A 17,120-nucleotide genomic window follows, 5' to 3' on the forward strand; every position below is an offset into this window, starting at 1 on the left:
TATGTGTTTCACTGTTTAGTTATCAAGGTTTGTTGTGTCTGTCTCTCGGACAGCTTGTTCATTTTATCTCATTCTCAACTGCTTGTCAAGAACTTTTTTTAATTTTTTTGAAGTATTTAGTCTTCAAAAAAATCAAAACGGAGAAGGAGGGATTTGAACCCTCGCGCCGCGTTAACGACCTACTCCCTTTCCAGGGGAGCCCCTTCGGCCAGCTTGGGTACTTCTCCAAATTGCCCTACTTACTAAGTAGTTCCGATATTTATCTCTGCCGTTCTCAGCGACAGGTGATATTATATCTCGTATCTTTTATGTTGTCAAGTACTTTTTTAACTTTTTTAAAAAGTTTTTATTCTGTATTTGACAAACGGAGAGAGTGGGATTCGAACCCACGCGCCCTTGCGGACAAACGGTTTTCAAGACCGCCTCGTTATGACCACTTCGATATCTCTCCATATAATGTTTTTCAACATTTTTTGTGCTGTTTTGTCAGCGCATGTTGTATTCTATCATCAAATATCTCCCCTGTCAATAACAAATTTGATATTTTTTTCAAAAAATTGGACATATAGCTTCAATTTCTGCTATATGTCCATATTTACCGGGATTTTCACCCTGTTCTACTCTCTGTTCTACTCTCTATTCTACTCTCTGTTTTCCTTCAAAAATGCCTCCGCAACCACCAGATCTTCCGGTGTTGTGATCTTGATATTGCGATAAGAACCTTCTGAAAAGCGGATCTTCACCCCGGTCTCATGTTCTGCAACCATGGCATCATCTGTAATTCCTGTCATTTCCTTCTGCCGAATGCTGGTATATGCGCCATAGATCAGTGGGTACTGAAAGATCTGCGGAGTCTGGACGATCCATACACTGCTGCGATCCGGAGTTTCACTGACATTCCCATCCTCATCTGCGATCTTAACTGTATCCTTGGAAGGCATGCCTGTAACACTGGCACCTGTCTGTGCTGCTGCCATAAGTCCTCTTTCAATGATCCCATGATCAATAAATGGTCTGGCACCGTCATGGATCAGCACATACTCTGTGTCTTTACACGCACGAAGTCCTTCATAAACAGAATCGTACCGTTCTTTTCCGCCGGATACTACAGCAGAAATCTTTGTAAAACCATATTTTTCCACGATTTCTTCTTTGCACCAGAAAACATACTCCTCCCCTGTTACCAGGATCACATCCCTGATCAGCGGACTTTCCTGAAAACAGCGCAGAGAATAACAGAGCACCGGCATCCCGTCAAGCTCCATAAACTGCTTCTGTATTTTGCTGTGCATTCTCTTTCCCTGGCCTGCTGCCAGGACAATAGCTGTATTTCTGCACTCTCCCATGATCAATTACCCCGGATTCTTTTATCTTTCGCCAAGCTTCAGGTTCGGAACCGCATTCAGATCCCAGCTGTGGCGTGTTCCCCTGATATATTCATAGTAAGCTGCCACACCGATCATCGCTGCGTTATCCGTACAGAAGATCGGTGACGGACGGTAAAATTTGTATCCACGTTCTGTACATGCTTTTTCCATAGCAGTGCGAAGTGCTCCGTTGGAAGCAACACCTCCTGCAATGGCAACCTTTTTCATGCCAAAATCAGCTGCTGCCTGCATGGTATGCTCTACCAGTACGTCAACAACCGCCTTCTGGAAGGATGCCGCGATATCTGCACGGTTTACTTCCTCACCTTTCATTTTTGCCCCGTTTAAATAATTAAGAACTGCGGACTTCACGCCGCTGAAGCTGAAATCATATGGATTTTCGCCGATTTTTGCACGTGGAAACTCGATAGCGTCCGGATTTCCTTCCTTTGCCAGCTTATCGATCTTCGGTCCTCCCGGATATCCCAGCCCAATGGCACGTGCAACCTTATCAAATGCCTCACCTGCCGCATCGTCTCTGGTTCGGCCCAGGATCTCAAACTGGCCGTAGTCCTTCACAATAACAAGATGGGTGTGTCCACCGGATACAATGGCACAGAGAAACGGCGGTTCCAGATCCGGATGCTCAATATAATTGGCAGAAACATGGCCTTCTATATGATGCACGCCTACCAGTGGCAGGTTTCTTGCATAGGCAATAGCCTTGGCTTCTGCCACACCTACAAGAAGTGCACCGACAAGCCCCGGTCCATAGGTTACACCGATAGCATCAATATCATCCAGAGTGACATTTGCCTCGTCCAGCGCTTCCTGGATGACCTGGTTGATCCTTTCTATATGATTTCTGGAGGCGATCTCCGGTACAACACCTCCGTACAGTTTATGGATCTCGATCTGTGAGGAAATCACGTTTGATAAGACAGTCCTTCCATTTTTTACAACGGAAGCTGCCGTTTCATCACAGGAGCTCTCAATACCAAGAATTAATGTATCTTTCATTTTTTCAATCCTCTTCAAAATTCAGTTCCACACTCTTCCCGTCTTTTCCCGGCCATGCCTTCGGAAAGATCTCACGTACTGTATCCATGTAATCATCCGGACGTACCAGAGAAGGGCTGTAATGGGTCAGCCACATTTCCCCCACTTCCGCATCACGGGCAAGAGTGGCCGCTTCACGAAACGTCATGTGTTTGTAGCCTTTTGCCTTTTCGATCTTGTCATCTTCACCGTACATTCCCTCACAGATAAAAAGATCGGAATCTTTTGCATTACGTAAAATAGACTCTGTCGGTCTGGTATCTGTGGTATAGGTAAGCTTGATCCCTTTTCTTGGCGGACCAAGCACCATATCCGGTGTGTAGATCCTTCCTTCATCCTCCACAGTCTGTCCCTTCTGCAGCGGATTCCAGAATTTCAGCGGGATCTCATGTGCACTGGCACTGTCAGGAGAAAATTTTCCCTGGCGCAGGATCTCAAGGGTATATCCATAGCAGGTAACATTATGGTTCACCCGAAATGCAGTGATCCGGTAACCGTTCAGTTCCAGAACCTCCTCCGGTTTCGTGATCTCGATAAATTTAATTTCAAAGGGCAGCTCCGGTGCGATCACACGAAGTGCGCTTACCACACGTTCCAGTCCTCTTGGGCCTACCAGAGTCAGCGGTTCTGTGCGGTCTGCATTTCCCATAGTCAAAAGGAGTCCCGGAAGTCCGCTGATATGATCCCCATGATAATGGGTAAAACAGATCACATCAATAGGCTTGAAGCTCCAGCCCTTTTCTTTAATGGCCACCTGAGTGCCTTCCCCGCAATCGATCATCAGACTGCTGCCATTATAACGGGTCATCAGTGCGGTAAGCCATCTGCGTGGCAGCGGCATCATTCCTCCGCAGCCAAGTAAACAAACATCTAACATATTTTTCCTCTTTTCCTGTTCTGTGGCAAAGTTTAGCATACTTATCCCGTACAGACAAGTACCTCTCCCGGGTAAGCCTATTCAGAAGCTGCGGTGCGTGTCATAAGAACAGCATCCTCTGTGGGATCTGTATAGTATCCCTTTCGCAGGCCATCTCGCACAAATCCCTGACGTTCATAAAGCCGGATCGCAGTCTCATTTCCTGCCCGGACCTCCAGATGGATCATGGTGATCCCACGCTCTTCTGCCAGACGGATCATACTTTCCATAAGGAAATTTCCGATTCCCTCTCTCTGACGGTCTCTGCGGACAGCCACATTGGTCACATCCCCCTCATCCAGCACCGTAAGAAGACCACAATATCCCAGGATCCGGCCCTTTTCTTCCACAACAAGAAACATCCCATTCTCTTTCATAAGAAATGTCAGAAATCCCTCTTTTGTCCAGGGGACTGAAAAAAGTTCCTCTTCGATCTCCATAACCTGATCCAGATCATCCACAAGCATTTCTCTTAAGATCATGCGTTTTCCCCTTCTGATCCTTTTTTCAGTTTCTGGGCACGCTCCCGTTCAGCCTGTGAAACACGGAGATAATCCGGTTTGTGCTCAGCCGCTGTCTCGGTTCTGCCTTCTTTATAATAAAGGACACCAAGTGCACCTACAGCACCTGCTCTCTGTCTGGAAAGATGGGCCGGTGCAAAAGAAAACGGTACAGTAAGCTTATCTGCGATGATATCTTTAAATACCGGGACTCCGTCTCCGAGGAATGTTACGGCTTCTCCCATCTCATTCAACATGGAAAGAAGCTCCTCAATTCCCACTGCCATCTGATCCTTTACCGTCATGAGCCTGTGATCCTCGTAACGATAGATTCCCGTATAAACCTGCTTTCTTCTGGCATCCATGATCGGACAGATCAGTCCCTTTACATCATAGAGATTATAGGCCAGTGCCTCCACAGTCGGAATCCCGACCAGTGGTTTGTCAAGGGCAAGTCCAAGTCCCTTGGCTGTGGCAGAGCCAATACGGAGTCCGGTAAAAGAGCCCGGTCCCTTGGCTACCGCAATAGCGTCAATCGTCTTCAGATCCAGCTCTGTCATCTTCACGATCTCATCCAGCATGGGAAGAAGAGTCTGGGAATGTGTTTTCTTATAATTAACTGTATATTCCGCTACCAGTGTATCGTCCTCCACAACGGCTACGGATGCCACGATTCCGGAACTGTCCAGTGCCAAAACTCTCATTCTGTCTTTTCTCCTCTCTCCTCAATGGTGATCTTTCTGTATTCAAAGCCCTTCTCAAGATCTTTTTCAATGGTAACTTCGATCCTTTTTTCCGGCAGGATCTCCTCAATGAGTTCCGCCCATTCGATCAGACAGATTCCCTGCCCGAAAAAATAATCATCGTATCCGATCTCTTCCATTTCTTCCAGATCCCCGATACGATATACATCAAAATGATAAAATGGCAGACGTCCGTCTTCATATTCCTGGATAATGGTAAACGTAGGGCTGTTTACAGGTTCTGTAATTCCAAGACCTGCTGCCACTCCCTGTGTGAACACGGTTTTTCCAACTCCCAGATCGCCTGTCAGTGTGTAGATCTGTCCCGGCTTCGCATTCATTCCGATCGTCCTTCCGACCTCGAATGTTTCCTCAGGATCATGCGTTTCTATGACCATATTTTCCACCTTTTTCTTGCACAATTATTCTTTGCATATTATAATAGAGCGAACAGCGAAATACAATACTTTTTGAAAAGGAGTGCGAAAACTATGGCAAATCCTATCGTTACCATCACAATGGATAATGGCGATGTAATGAAAGCGGAATTATATCCGGAAGTTGCCCCGAACACAGTAAATAACTTCATCAGCCTTGTAAAAAAAGGCTTTTATGACGGCCTGATCTTCCACCGTGTCATCAACGGCTTTATGATCCAGGGCGGATGCCCGGACGGAACCGGTATGGGTGGCCCGGGATACAGCATCAAGGGTGAGTTCTCCCAGAACCGTTTCAAAAACGACCTGAAGCATACACCAGGTGTTCTCTCCATGGCAAGAGCCATGAATCCGAACTCTGCCGGAAGCCAGTTCTTTATCATGCACAAGGCTGCTCCGCATCTTGACGGAAGCTATGCTGCATTCGGTCAGATCATTGAGGGTATGGATGTTGTAAATGCTATCGCAGAGACAGACACGGACTACAGTGACCGTCCTCTTGACGAGCAGAAGATCAGCTCCATGACTGTTGATACCTTTGGTGTGGATTATCCGGAACCGGAGAAATGCTGACAGAAATAATTTTCTAAAATAAAAAAGCCCCGCGAAGAGCAGACTGTAACGCAGATCATCAGCCCTCTTCCCGGGGTATTTTTATACTGACATTCTCTTTTCTTTTACTTTTCGAAGGTCTTCACTTCTCCGTTTACTTTCGCAAAATACAGTTCTGCATCCTTCTCAAGTCCGGCTCTTCCGTTTGTTCCTTCTGTGATCGCCTTCTTCACCTCTTCGACCTGATCATCCGGCACAAGAAGCTTCAGGACAACCTTGTCGGTATATTCGGAATCCAGGATCGGCAAACTTCTTTCTCCTGCGATATACTGGATCTTTCCGATCCCTGTATAATCCGTCGTCACTTGAAGAGAGATCCCATGATGCTTCTCAATGACGGTACTTGCCGCCAGTCCTGCCTGGACTGCACCGGAATATGCCCGCACAAGCCCTCCTGTCCCAAGAAGGACACCTCCAAAATATCTGGTCACCACAATGGCCGCATTATAGATCCCGGCTCCCAGAAGCACATCCAGCATAGGCCTTCCGGCTGTTCCGGATGGTTCTCCGTCATCACTGCAGCGGGTGGCTTCCCGGTTCATCCCTACGGAATATACATAGCAGTTATGACGTGCATCCCAGTATTTTTTTTTCATTTCTTCGATAAAGGCAAGGGCCTCTTCTTCTGTTTCCACAGGACGGACGGTTGCGATGAAACGGGATTTTTTTTCCACAAGTTCGCCTTCGCCGCCTTCGTATATGGTTTTATAATGTTCCAGCATGGTTTACGCCTCCGTTATCTATATCCAACCCTCTGTTTCAGGCAGAGTTTTCTTTATTGTATAATAATTATCTTCATTGCACAATGTATAAGATATCATGAATTGTGAAATTTTTTTTAAGGCTTTATTTGGCTTTCCATATTTGTTATAATGAAACGGATTATAAAGGAGGAATATTATGAACTACGGAAAAAGATCCACTTCCAAGAAGCGGAATGCTCTGATCTCCCGTACTTCCATGCTGGAAAAAAGAGCACACGTTTCGTTTATCCGGGTTTTATTTACAGCTCTGATCGCAGTCTGCGTCATGGTTGTCTGCCTTGGTATCGGCTCCTTCCGGGGCGTGATCGCCGGAGCACCTGACGTCAACGATGTGGATATTTCACCTCTCGGATATGCAACCTTCCTGTATGATGACCAGGGAACACAGATGCGACAGCTTTCAGCCCCTACATCCAACCGTCTTCCGGTCTCCCTGGACCAGATCCCGGTCAGTCTGCAGCATGCAGTGGTAGCCATTGAGGATGAGCGTTTTTATGAACATAACGGTATTGATGTCCGCGGTATCGCACGTGCCGCAATGAAGGCGATCACCACCGGTAACTTTTCCGAGGGTGCCAGTACCATCACACAGCAGCTTCTGAAGAATAATGTTTTCACTGACTGGACCAACGAATCCACACAGCTGGAACGTTTCACACGTAAGTTCCAGGAGCAGTACCTTGCGGTACAGATTGAAAAAAAATATGACAAAAATGTGATTCTTGAGAATTACCTGAATACCATTAACCTGGGTGCAGGTTCCTACGGTGTACAGGCCGCTTCCAAAAAATACTTTAACAAAGACGTATGGGATCTGAACCTTTCTGAATGTGCCACCCTTGCCGGCATCACACAGAACCCTACCAAATTCAATCCGATCACCAATCCAAAAGCAAACTCCAAGAGACGGAAGGAAGTCCTGGATCACATGCTGGATCAGAATTACATCTCACAGGATGAATATAATGCAGCACTGAATGATGACGTTTATTCCCGTATCCAGGCCGCACAGCTTGAGAACACCGAAGAAGAAAGTACCGTTTACACGTATTTCGAAGATGAGGTTACCAATCAGGTCATCAGCGACCTGATGAACATTAAAGGATATACCAAGACACAGGCTACCAATCTTCTTTACAGCGGTGGTCTGAAGATTATGACAACCCTGGATTCCAACATGCAGCAGATCCTTGATGAGGAATATGCAAACCCTGATAACTATCCGGCCAATGTTCAGTATGAACTGGATTATGCACTGACTGTACAAAGCCCGGATGGAAAACAGACAAACTACAGCAAAGAAATGCTGCAGCTGTATTTCCGTGATCAGGATCCGGAATTTGATCTTCTCTTTGATTCTCCCGAGGAAGGTCAGCAGTATGTGGATCAGTACAAGGCTAACATCCTGGCAGACGGAAGCACCGTAGTATCTGAGCGTGTAAACTTTGCGCCACAGCCACAGTCTTCCATGACTGTCATTGACCAGCATACCGGTTACGTAAAAGCCCTGATCGGAGGCCGTGGCGAAAAAACAGCCAGCCTGACCCTGAACCGTGCCACTGATACGACCAGACAGCCTGGTTCTACCTTTAAGATCGTTTCCACCTATGCACCTGCTTTGAACGAAAAAGGCGATACACTTGCTACAACCTTTATGGATGAGCCTTACGAATACCCGGACGGATCTCCTGTCAACAACGCCTCAAGAAGCTACGGCGGCGAGACCACCATCCGCAAAGCGATCCAGAATTCCATCAACGTTGTAGCTGTTAAATGCCTGGAGCAGGTTACCCCGGCTCTCGGCCTTAAATATCTGGATGATTTCGGTTTCACCACACTAGCTCACGGAACTGAGGCAGATAAAGATGCCAACGGAAATATCTGGAGTGACGCCAACCTGGCTACTGCTCTTGGCGGTATCACCAAAGGTGTCAAGAACGTGGAACTTTGTGCTGCATATGCAGCCATTGCTAATGGCGGGAACTATATCAAACCGATCTATTATACACAGATCCTTGATCATGACGGAAATGTTCTGATCGAGAACTCCTCCGTTTCCAGATCTGTGATCAAAGACAGTACCGCTTATCTTCTTACAAGCGCCATGGAAGACGTTGTAAAAAAAGGTACCGGTACCGCCTGCCAGCTGGACAATATGACTGTAGCCGGAAAAACAGGTACTACAGAGGACTACAATGACCTGTGGTTCGTAGGCTACACACCGTACTATACCTGTGCAGTATGGTCCGGCTATGACAACAACGAAAAAATTCCGGAAGATGCCCGTAACTTCCACAAAAACCTCTGGAAAAAGGTTATGACCCGTATCCACGAGGGCCTGGAGGACAGAGATTTCGATATGCCTTCCAGTGTGGAAAAAGCCAGTGTCTGCGCAGAAACCGGTCTTCTTCCAAGATCCGGATGCCCGACTATCACAGAGTATTTTGATATCTCCAGTCTTCCCACCGAATACTGTGATCAGCATTTCTACGGCAGCAGCGATTACGATGAAGAGGACTATTATTATAACGAAGATACGGACGCCGATACCGATGCAGCAGCTGAAGCGATTCCAAGCGCAGCTCCGGACAGTACTGACAGCACCGACACTGACAATACTGACAATTCCGATGACGGTTCCGATAATACCGGTGATGATACTGACAATTCCGGAACAGACGACAACACCGGTGGTGATGACGGCAGCTATGATAACAGCAATGATACCGGTGGCGATGACACCGGCGAAGATCCGGTAGAATATTATGAATGATCTCCATTATAGGTATCTTTCATAAACAACATATAAAAAAAGTGGTTTCCTGAAATATGGAAACCACTTTTTTTACTTTTAATAACTTCTTACTGTCTCGCAGTTTATCAGTTCAGGCAAGTCCCACCCACCGCTTATTACTTTTCGCAATTGAAGCAGGGTACTTCCCTGGTTCGGTTAAAGTACCATCTTGGCTGCACCGTAGATTCCTGCATCATTGCCAAGTGTCGCGATCACGATAGGAGTATCCTTGCAGGATTCAAAAGCATACTCTCTGTAATATTTCCGGATACAGTCAATAAGCGGCTGTCCGGCCTTGGAAACTCCTCCGCCGATAACAATGGTCTCCGGATCTGTCACACAGCAAATAATGGCAAGAGCACCACCCAGCTGCTCTCCGACCTTTTCCATGGTTGCTACAGCTACCGGATCATTCTCCTTAAATGCGTCCAGAACTGCTTTTGCTGAAATCTCTTCGGCATCTCTGAGAACACTGTTCTCACCGGAAGCTGCAAGCTCTTTTTTTGCCATGCGGACAATTCCGGTCGCAGAAGCATACTGTTCCAGACAGCCCCTGTTTCCGCAGTTGCAGGATTCTGTTTCATGATGATCCACATTGGCATGTCCGATCTCACCGCCAGCTCCGTGATGTCCGGTCACGATCTTTCCATCAACAATGATACCACCGCCTACACCTGTTCCAAGTGTGACCATGATCACATCGGAGGAGCCTGCTGCAGCACCCTTCCATGCCTCTCCCAATGCCGCTACATTGGCGTCATTTCCAGCTTCCGCATGAAGACCTGTAAGTTCTTCCATCTCTCCCACAACGTTCTTATATCCCCAGAAGAGATTTACTGCACGTGATACTTCGCCTTTGGAGTTTACCGGTCCCGGAACACCGATCCCGACGCCTTCCACCTCCTCTTTGGAGATACCCTTTTCTTCCATCTTGGCATTTACTGCTGCTGCCACATCAGGAAGGATCTGATCTCCATTGTTTTCTTTACGGGTTGGAATCTCCCATTTCTCAACAAGAGTACCATCCGTACGGAAAAGTCCGCATTTTACAGTTGTTCCACCTACATCGATTCCAAAACAATATGTTCCCATTTCTTACCCTCTCTTATTCTTCGTCATCCGGATTTTCTCTTTTTTTCGCAAGATTTGCCTGTACACGCTTGTACAGAGCCTCTGCCGCATTGTATCCCATCTTCTTCTGTCTGTGATTGACAGCCGCTGCCTCAACGATGATCGCCAGGTTACGGCCCGGACGGATCGGAAGAGAATGGCATACTACCTTATTTCCAAGGTACTCTGTATACTCCTCATGCAGTCCAAGACGATCGTATTCCTTGTCTCTGTCCCACTCCTCAAGCTTGATCACGAGATCGATAGACTGGGTATCCTTAACGCTCTCAACACCGAACAGTGTTTTTACATCGATGATACCGATACCACGAAGTTCGATAAAGTGACGTGTGATATCCGGCGCAGATCCCACCAGTGTTACGTCACTGACCTTACGGATCTCAACAACATCATCACTGACAAGACGATGACCTCTCTTGATCAGCTCCAGGGCTGCCTCACTCTTACCGATACCGCTCTCACCTGTGATCAGGATTCCCTCGCCGTAAACATCAACCAGCACACCATGAATAGAAATACATGGTGCAAGCTGCACGCCCAGCCAACGGATGATCTCTGCCATAAAACTGGAAGTTGTTCTTTCTGTCACGAATGTCGGAACATTATATTTAACAGCCAGATCGATCATGTCCTGAGACGGACGAGTCATGGTACTGAAAATAACACATGGGATCTTGCTGGAAATGAAACGTTCATATTTAAAACGTCTCTCCTCCTCATTAAGCTGCATCAGATACGTATACTCTACATATCCGATGATCTGAACTCGTTCATTGGCAAAATGCTCCAGATATCCGGTAAGCTGAAGCGCAGGTCTGTTGATCTCCGCAGTCTTGATCACGATGCCTGACAGGTCGATCTCCGGAGTCAGATTATTAAGCTCCAGTTCCTGTACCATCTTTGTCAACTGTACACCCTTCATACTTTTGTCTCCTTTTCGCTGAAAGTTTGCATTCTCACTGCCGTTTTACCGAGGCGTGAGACACCTTATCTTTAATTATACACAATCACTGCTGAAACTGCAATGCAGCATCAGGATTTATGAAAAAATTCATAGACCTGACGGGCGCTTCTGGCATTCATGCTCTCTGTCTGTGCCAGTTCTTTCTCCGATGCATCCCGGATATTTTCCACAGATTTAAATTTACGCAGAAGGGCTTTCCTCCTGGTATCACCGATCCCCGGGATATCATCCAGGATAGAATGGACCTGTTCCCTGCTCCTGAGGGAACGATGGTATTCAATGGCAAACCGATGGGCTTCATCCTGGATCCTGGTGATCAGACGGAAGCCTTCGCCGGATGTGTCAATAGGAATCTCCACATTGTTGAAATACAGGCCTCTCGTCCGATGATGATCATCCTTGACCATACCGCAGACCGGGATGCTTATCCCAAGCTCATTCAACACCTTCAGAGCGATATTTACCTGCCCTCTTCCACCATCCATCAGGATCAGATCCGGAAGCCTTGCAAAGCTGTCAAATTCTCCGTTACTCTCATGAGTGAATCTTCGGGTCAGAACCTCTTCCATGCTGGCATAATCGTTGGGTCCCTGTACCCATTTGATCTTGAACTTACGGTAATCACTGCGTTTGGGACGTCCTTTTTCATAGACTACCATGGATCCCACAGACTCAAAGCCACTGATATTTGAAATATCATAGGCTTCCATGCGCACCACATTTTTCAAGCCCAGCCATTCTTCCACCTCGTGAACAGCTCCGATGGTTCGTCCTTCCTCCCGCCTGATCCGTTCTCTATCCTTGGCAAGTACCATACGGGCATTTTCCAGGGCAAGTTCTACCAGCTTTTCCTTGGTTCCCTTCTTCGGGACCCGAATGTGTACCTTCTGCTTTCTCCTTCCTGACAGCCACTCCTCTATGATATCTACATCTTCGATCTCACTCTGCAGCATGATCTCAGATGGGATAAATGGCGTTCCCGCATAAAACTGTTTCAGAAAGCTTGAAAGGACCTGCGCCTTTGTATCACCTTTTGCCACACGGAGATAAAAATGATCTCTGCCGATCAGCCTGCCATCCCGGATAAAAAACACCTGGACAACCGCATCCTGATCCCTGAGGTCTTCACTGTCATCCATGGCTACTGCAATGATGTCCCTGTCTTCCTGCCCGTAGCCGGTGATCTTCTGCCGTTCCCCGATCTTCCGGATACTGCTGATCAGGTCCCGGTATTCCATAGCATCTTCGTAGCGCATTTCCTCCGAAGCTTTCTGCATTTTTTCCATCAGCTCACTAATGGCGTCCTGAAAATCTCCATTCAGAAATTTGATCACCTTATTGATATTCTTCCGGTATTCTTCCTGGCTGACATATCCCTGGCAGGGTGCCTTGCACTGTTTCATATGATAGTACAGACAGGGCCGGTCCTTTCCGGTATCTCTCGGAAGACTGCGGTTGCAGGAGCGCACCTGATACAGCTTTCGCACCAGTTCGATCACGTCCTTTACTGCTCCGCCGCTTGTATAGGGGCCAAAATATTTTGCCTTGTCCTTTTTCATTCTCCTGGCAAAAAGCACTCTCGGGTATGGCTCATGAACTGTCACCTTAATAAACGGATAGCTCTTGTCATCTTTGAGCATGGTATTATATTTCGGACGATGTTCCTTGATAAGATTACACTCCAGCACAAGGGCTTCCAGCTCCGAATCCGTAATAATGTACTCAAATCTGGTAATATGTGTAACCATCCGTTCAATCTTGGCACCTTTATTACGACTGCTCTGGAAATACTGGCGCACACGATTCTTAAGGCTTATGGCTTTTCCCACATAGATGATCTCATCTTTCTCGCCATGCATGATATAAACTCCCGGTTTTGCCGGAAGCTTCTTTAATTCTTCCTCGATTATGAACATACTTTATTCTCCTGTTTTACTATTACAGTAATAAGAAAACCGGGATTTCTCCCGGTTTTCTTATGATCTGTTTTATGCCTGTGATCCCGGCTTTTCTTCTGTTTCTGCATGATCGCTATCTGTTGTCTGAGCAGATTCTTCTGTTTTCTCCGGTGCCTGCATATCCTCTGTCAGTTCCTGTCCGGATATCTCCGGTCTGAACTGAACCGATTCTGTACTTTTTGCAGCCTCGTTATTTTCCGCAATCATTTCAATATCCTGTTTATTGGACACTTCTTTTTCATCCTCGGAAAGTACCAGATCATCCAGATTCTCCGGGATATCCAGGCCCTGCTGAACTGCACGGAGGATCTTCATGAACTCTTTGCCTGTAATGGTTTCCTTGCGGATCAGATATTCCGCGATCTTATCCATCTCTGTTCTGTGACTTCCAAGGATCCTCTTGGCTTCCTCATAGGAATGGTGGAGAAGCTTCATCACCTCATGATCGATCTCTGTTGCGGTATCATCACCACAGTTTAAAACTGCTCTTCCGCTGAGATACTGGTTCTCCTGTGTGGCAAGTCCCATCAGTCCGAACTTCTCAGACATACCATACTGTGTGATCATGGCTCTGGCCACCTTGGTAGCCTGCTCAATATCATTGGCAGCACCTGTAGTGACTGTGTCAAAAACGATCTCCTCTGCAGCACGTCCGCCAAGATAACCTACCAGCATAGCTTCCAGCTCTTTCTTGGTGTTGAGATATTTTTCTTCCTCAGGTACCTGCATAACGTAACCCAGGGCTCCCATGGTACGGGGTACGATGGTGATCTTCTGTACAGGCTCCGCATCCTTCTGGAGTGCATTTACCAGTGCGTGTCCGACTTCATGGTAGGATACGATCCGGCGTTCCTGTTTGCTTAAGATACGGTCCTTCTTCTCTTTTCCCACCAGAACTACCTCTACGGATTCTTCCAAGTCCTTCTGTGATACAGCTTTACGTCCCTTCTTGACTGCAAGGATCGCAGCCTCATTGATCATATTGGCAAGATCAGAACCTACCGCACCGGAAGTTGCAAGTGCAATAGCTTCAAAATCAACGGTGTCATCCAGAAGCACGTTCTTGGCATGTACCTTCAGGATATCCACCCTTCCTTTAAGATCCGGTCTGTCAACGATCACACGTCTGTCAAAACGTCCCGGACGGAGAAGAGCCGGATCAAGAACCTCCGGTCTGTTGGTCGCAGCAAGGATCAAAAGTCCCTTGGATGTATCAAAGCCATCCATCTCCGCAAGCAGCTGGTTCAATGTCTGCTCACGCTCATCATTTCCGCCGCCATAGCGGGAATCACGGCTTTTACCAATGGCATCGATCTCATCGATAAATACGATACATGGAGCATTCTTCTTGGCTTCCTCGAAAAGGTCACGGACACGTGAGGCACCCACGCCCACAAACATCTCCACAAATTCCGAGCCGGAAAGAGAGAAGAACGGTACCTGCGCTTCACCTGCAACTGCCTTGGCAAGTAATGTCTTACCGGTTCCCGGAGGGCCTACAAGAAGTGCGCCCTTAGGCAGCTTGGCTCCGATGGCTGTGTATTTTCCGGGGTTGTGAAGAAAATCCACAACTTCCTGGAGAGATTCCTTGGCTTCATCCTGACCTGCCACATCCTTAAAGGAAACGCCCGTTTCCTGCTGCACATATGCCTTGGCTTTGCTCTTGCCTACGCCCATGCCCATGATCCCGCCGCCTTTGTTCATGCGGCGCATGGAGAACATCAGAAGTCCGAACAGAAGCAGTGTCGGCAGAACCACGCTCAGGATCATTGCAACAAACTCACCAAAAACATCCGGCGGATCAGTCTCAAACTTGATTCCCTTTCCTTCCAGTCTCTTGGTAAGTGCTGTACTGTCTTCGGTCTTCGTGGTGTAATAGCTCATATCCTCGTACTTGGAATTCTTTTTCTTGGGTACGATCGTCAATGTACTGGACTGGATCGTTACTTCCTTAACCTGGTCCTTATCCACCATATCGATAAATTTATCATAGGAGATCTCACTGCTGTTATCCTTCAGCATATTGGTAAACAACGCGAAGCACACCAGTGTGACCAGGAGGCATATCAGAAAAGCCAGAATCGACTGATGATTTTTACCTGATCCCTGCCTGGGATCTTTGTTGTCAGGTCGCTTCCCGTCCTGATCATTATTCAGTTGATTATTCATTTTTTTCCTCCTCTTGTCATTTCTTTATTATAAAGAGAAAAACCATATAAATCAACTGCGAGATTACAAAAATACCATCGAAAAAACACCGCATTGGATATTGCCAGTGAACGTAAAGTTGTAGTATACTGTTCCCAGTGAATTGGAAAATTAAAGAGGAGAGGAAATCAGACAAATGAAAATAGGTTTTGATAATGACAAATATCTGAAAATGCAGTCAGAACACATCCGTGAAAGAATCGGTCAGTTCGGCAACAAGCTTTATCTTGAATTCGGCGGCAAACTGTTTGACGACTACCATGCATCCCGTGTTCTTCCGGGTTTTGAACCGGACAGCAAGCTCCGCATGCTGATGCAGCTTTCTGATCAGGCGGAGATCGTTATTGTTATCAGTGCCAATGACATTGACAAGAATAAAATACGTGGCGATCTTGGGATCACCTATGACGAAGATGTACTCCGTCTTATGGATGAGTTTACAAGCCGTGGCCTGTATGTGGGAAGCGTATGCATCACACAGTACTCCGGCCAGGAAAGTGCCGATCTCTTCAAAAAACGTCTGGAGAAACTGGGAATCCGTGTCTACAAGCTTTACCTGATCCCCGGCTATCCAAGCAACACTTCCTTTATTGTAAGTGACGAGGGTTATGGAAAGAATGATTATATTGAAACTACCAGACCTCTGGTCGTAATCACAGCACCGGGACCAGGAAGTGGAAAGATGGCAACCTGCCTTTCCCAGCTTTACCACGAATACAAACGAGGAGTAAAAGCCGGCTATGCAAAATTTGAGACCTTCCCGATCTGGAACCTTCCTCTGAAACATCCGGTAAACCTTGCCTACGAAGCTGCCACTGCAGATCTGAACGATGTCAACATGATCGACCCGTTCCATCTGGAGGCTTACGGCAAAACTACCGTCAACTACAACCGTGACGTAGAAGTTTTCCCTGTTGTACAGGCCATGTTTGAGAAGATCATGGGCAGTTGCCCTTATAAATCTCCGACAGATATGGGTGTCAACATGGCAGGTAACTGCATCGTTGACGATGAAGTATGCCAGGAGGCTTCCCGCCAGGAGATCATCCGCCGTTATTATAAGAGCATGAACGCTCTGGTTTCCGGCTCCGGCACAGAGAATGAGGTACGTAAGATCGAGCTTCTTCTCCAGCAGGCTCATGCAGAGATCACTGACCGTAAGGTTGTTCCGGCTGCCCTCGAAAAAGAAAAAGCAACCAATGGCCCTGCCGCCGCTCTGGAACTTCCTGACGGAAAGATCGTATGCGGAAAAACCTCCGATCTTCTCGGCGCATCCGCTGCGCTTCTTCTCAATGCCCTGAAAGAGCTGGCAGGAATCGATCACGAGCTTCATGTGATCTCTCCGGATGCCATACATCCGATCCAGCAGCTGAAGACCAAATATCTTGGAAGCAAAAATCCACGTCTTCACATTGATGAGATCCTGATTGCCCTTTCCATGAGTGCCGCAACCAGCGATGCCGCACGCCTTGCCCTGGAACAGATTCCGAATCTCCGTGGATGCCAGGCTCATACTTCCGTAATGCTTTCCGATGTGGATGTGATCAGCTTCCGTAAGCTTGGTGTTGAGCTTACCTGCGAAGCCAAGGCTGAGAAAAAGAAAGAATATCAGAAAGTCTGATCTTATAAACACCAAAATCCCCTGTGCCGGATCTACGTACAAACGC

At 47.1% G+C, this 17,120-nt stretch carries 14 protein-coding genes and 2 tRNA genes; 3 read left to right on the forward strand and 13 right to left on the reverse strand.

Annotated features, from left to right (window positions below):
* Positions 1 to 138: 138 nt before the first annotated feature.
* The 8 genes from DW694_RS07165 to tsaE all read right to left on the reverse strand — a co-directional run bounded on the left by DW694_RS07165 (position 139) and on the right by tsaE (position 4,983).
* Positions 139 to 227 (reverse strand) — tRNA-Ser (locus DW694_RS07165).
* Positions 228 to 365: 138 nt separating this feature from the next.
* Positions 366 to 451: transfer RNA gene (locus tag DW694_RS07170), tRNA-Ser, on the reverse strand.
* A 190-nt stretch (positions 452 to 641) separates the two neighbouring features.
* Positions 642 to 1,346, reverse strand: a complete 705-nt coding sequence (ispD, locus tag DW694_RS07175) for a 2-C-methyl-D-erythritol 4-phosphate cytidylyltransferase (RefSeq protein WP_059086829.1) — start codon at positions 1,344 to 1,346, stop codon at positions 642 to 644.
* Positions 1,347 to 1,367: 21 nt separating this feature from the next.
* A complete protein-coding gene (tsaD, locus tag DW694_RS07180) occupies positions 1,368 to 2,387 on the reverse strand; it encodes a tRNA (adenosine(37)-N6)-threonylcarbamoyltransferase complex transferase subunit TsaD (RefSeq protein ID WP_015525918.1) in 1,020 nt (339 codons plus the stop codon).
* A 4-nt stretch (positions 2,388 to 2,391) separates the two neighbouring features.
* Positions 2,392 to 3,303, reverse strand: a complete 912-nt coding sequence (locus tag DW694_RS07185) for a ribonuclease Z (RefSeq protein ID WP_118752818.1) — start codon at positions 3,301 to 3,303, stop codon at positions 2,392 to 2,394.
* 77 nt (positions 3,304 to 3,380) lie between these two features.
* Positions 3,381 to 3,824 carry a ribosomal protein S18-alanine N-acetyltransferase gene (rimI, locus tag DW694_RS07190; protein ID WP_118752771.1) on the reverse strand — a complete coding sequence of 148 codons (444 nt, stop codon included), beginning with the start codon at positions 3,822 to 3,824 and terminating at the stop codon, positions 3,381 to 3,383.
* Positions 3,821 to 4,546 (reverse strand): tRNA (adenosine(37)-N6)-threonylcarbamoyltransferase complex dimerization subunit type 1 TsaB, encoded by a 726-nt coding sequence (gene tsaB, locus DW694_RS07195; RefSeq protein WP_021651509.1) that lies wholly within the window; start codon positions 4,544 to 4,546, stop codon positions 3,821 to 3,823. The genes rimI and tsaB overlap by 4 nt, the downstream gene beginning before the upstream one ends.
* Positions 4,543 to 4,983 (reverse strand): tRNA (adenosine(37)-N6)-threonylcarbamoyltransferase complex ATPase subunit type 1 TsaE, encoded by a 441-nt coding sequence (gene tsaE, locus DW694_RS07200; RefSeq protein ID WP_015525922.1) that lies wholly within the window; start codon positions 4,981 to 4,983, stop codon positions 4,543 to 4,545. Before tsaE ends, tsaB begins: the two co-directional genes overlap by 4 nt.
* A 93-nt stretch (positions 4,984 to 5,076) precedes the next feature.
* Here tsaE and DW694_RS07205 point away from each other — a divergent pair, with 93 nt between their 5' ends.
* Positions 5,077 to 5,595: a peptidylprolyl isomerase gene (locus DW694_RS07205; RefSeq protein WP_021651510.1), complete on the forward strand. Its 519-nt coding sequence runs from the start codon at positions 5,077 to 5,079 to the stop codon at positions 5,593 to 5,595.
* 104 nt (positions 5,596 to 5,699) lie between these two features.
* Here the strand turns inward: DW694_RS07205 and DW694_RS07210 are convergent, their stop codons facing one another.
* Positions 5,700 to 6,356 (reverse strand): YigZ family protein, encoded by a 657-nt coding sequence (locus DW694_RS07210; protein ID WP_022426677.1) that lies wholly within the window; start codon positions 6,354 to 6,356, stop codon positions 5,700 to 5,702.
* Positions 6,357 to 6,534: 178 nt separating this feature from the next.
* Here DW694_RS07210 and DW694_RS07215 point away from each other — a divergent pair, with 178 nt between their 5' ends.
* Positions 6,535 to 9,171, forward strand: coding sequence for a PBP1A family penicillin-binding protein (locus DW694_RS07215; RefSeq protein WP_118752772.1), 2,637 nt, complete (start codon positions 6,535 to 6,537; stop codon positions 9,169 to 9,171).
* 177 nt (positions 9,172 to 9,348) lie between these two features.
* On the opposite strand, the gene DW694_RS07220 is transcribed toward DW694_RS07215, so the two are convergent.
* The 4 genes from DW694_RS07220 to ftsH form a co-directional block, all read right to left on the reverse strand.
* Positions 9,349 to 10,284, reverse strand: coding sequence for an ROK family glucokinase (locus DW694_RS07220; RefSeq protein ID WP_021651514.1), 936 nt, complete (start codon positions 10,282 to 10,284; stop codon positions 9,349 to 9,351).
* A gap of 13 nt (positions 10,285 to 10,297) precedes the next feature.
* Positions 10,298 to 11,245, reverse strand: coding sequence for an HPr(Ser) kinase/phosphatase (hprK, locus tag DW694_RS07225; protein ID WP_021651515.1), 948 nt, complete (start codon positions 11,243 to 11,245; stop codon positions 10,298 to 10,300).
* Between the two features lie 110 nt (positions 11,246 to 11,355).
* Positions 11,356 to 13,203 carry an excinuclease ABC subunit UvrC gene (gene uvrC, locus DW694_RS07230; protein WP_118752773.1) on the reverse strand — a complete coding sequence of 616 codons (1,848 nt, stop codon included), beginning with the start codon at positions 13,201 to 13,203 and terminating at the stop codon, positions 11,356 to 11,358.
* 72 nt (positions 13,204 to 13,275) lie between these two features.
* The gene (ftsH, locus tag DW694_RS07235) at positions 13,276 to 15,414 is read right to left on the reverse strand and encodes an ATP-dependent zinc metalloprotease FtsH (protein WP_021651517.1); all 2,139 of its coding nucleotides are present in this window, start codon (positions 15,412 to 15,414) and stop codon (positions 13,276 to 13,278) included.
* A 175-nt stretch (positions 15,415 to 15,589) separates the two neighbouring features.
* Between ftsH and DW694_RS07240 the strand changes: the two genes are divergently transcribed.
* Complete coding sequence (locus DW694_RS07240) at positions 15,590 to 17,074, forward strand: DUF1846 domain-containing protein (protein WP_118752774.1); 1,485 nt, start codon at positions 15,590 to 15,592, stop codon at positions 17,072 to 17,074.
* Positions 17,075 to 17,120: the final 46 nt, after the last annotated feature.

The sequence above is a fragment of the Ruminococcus sp. AM26-12LB genome, assembly GCF_003480785.1.
GTDB classification, from domain to species: Bacteria; Bacillota; Clostridia; order Lachnospirales; family Lachnospiraceae; genus Blautia_A; species Blautia_A fusiformis.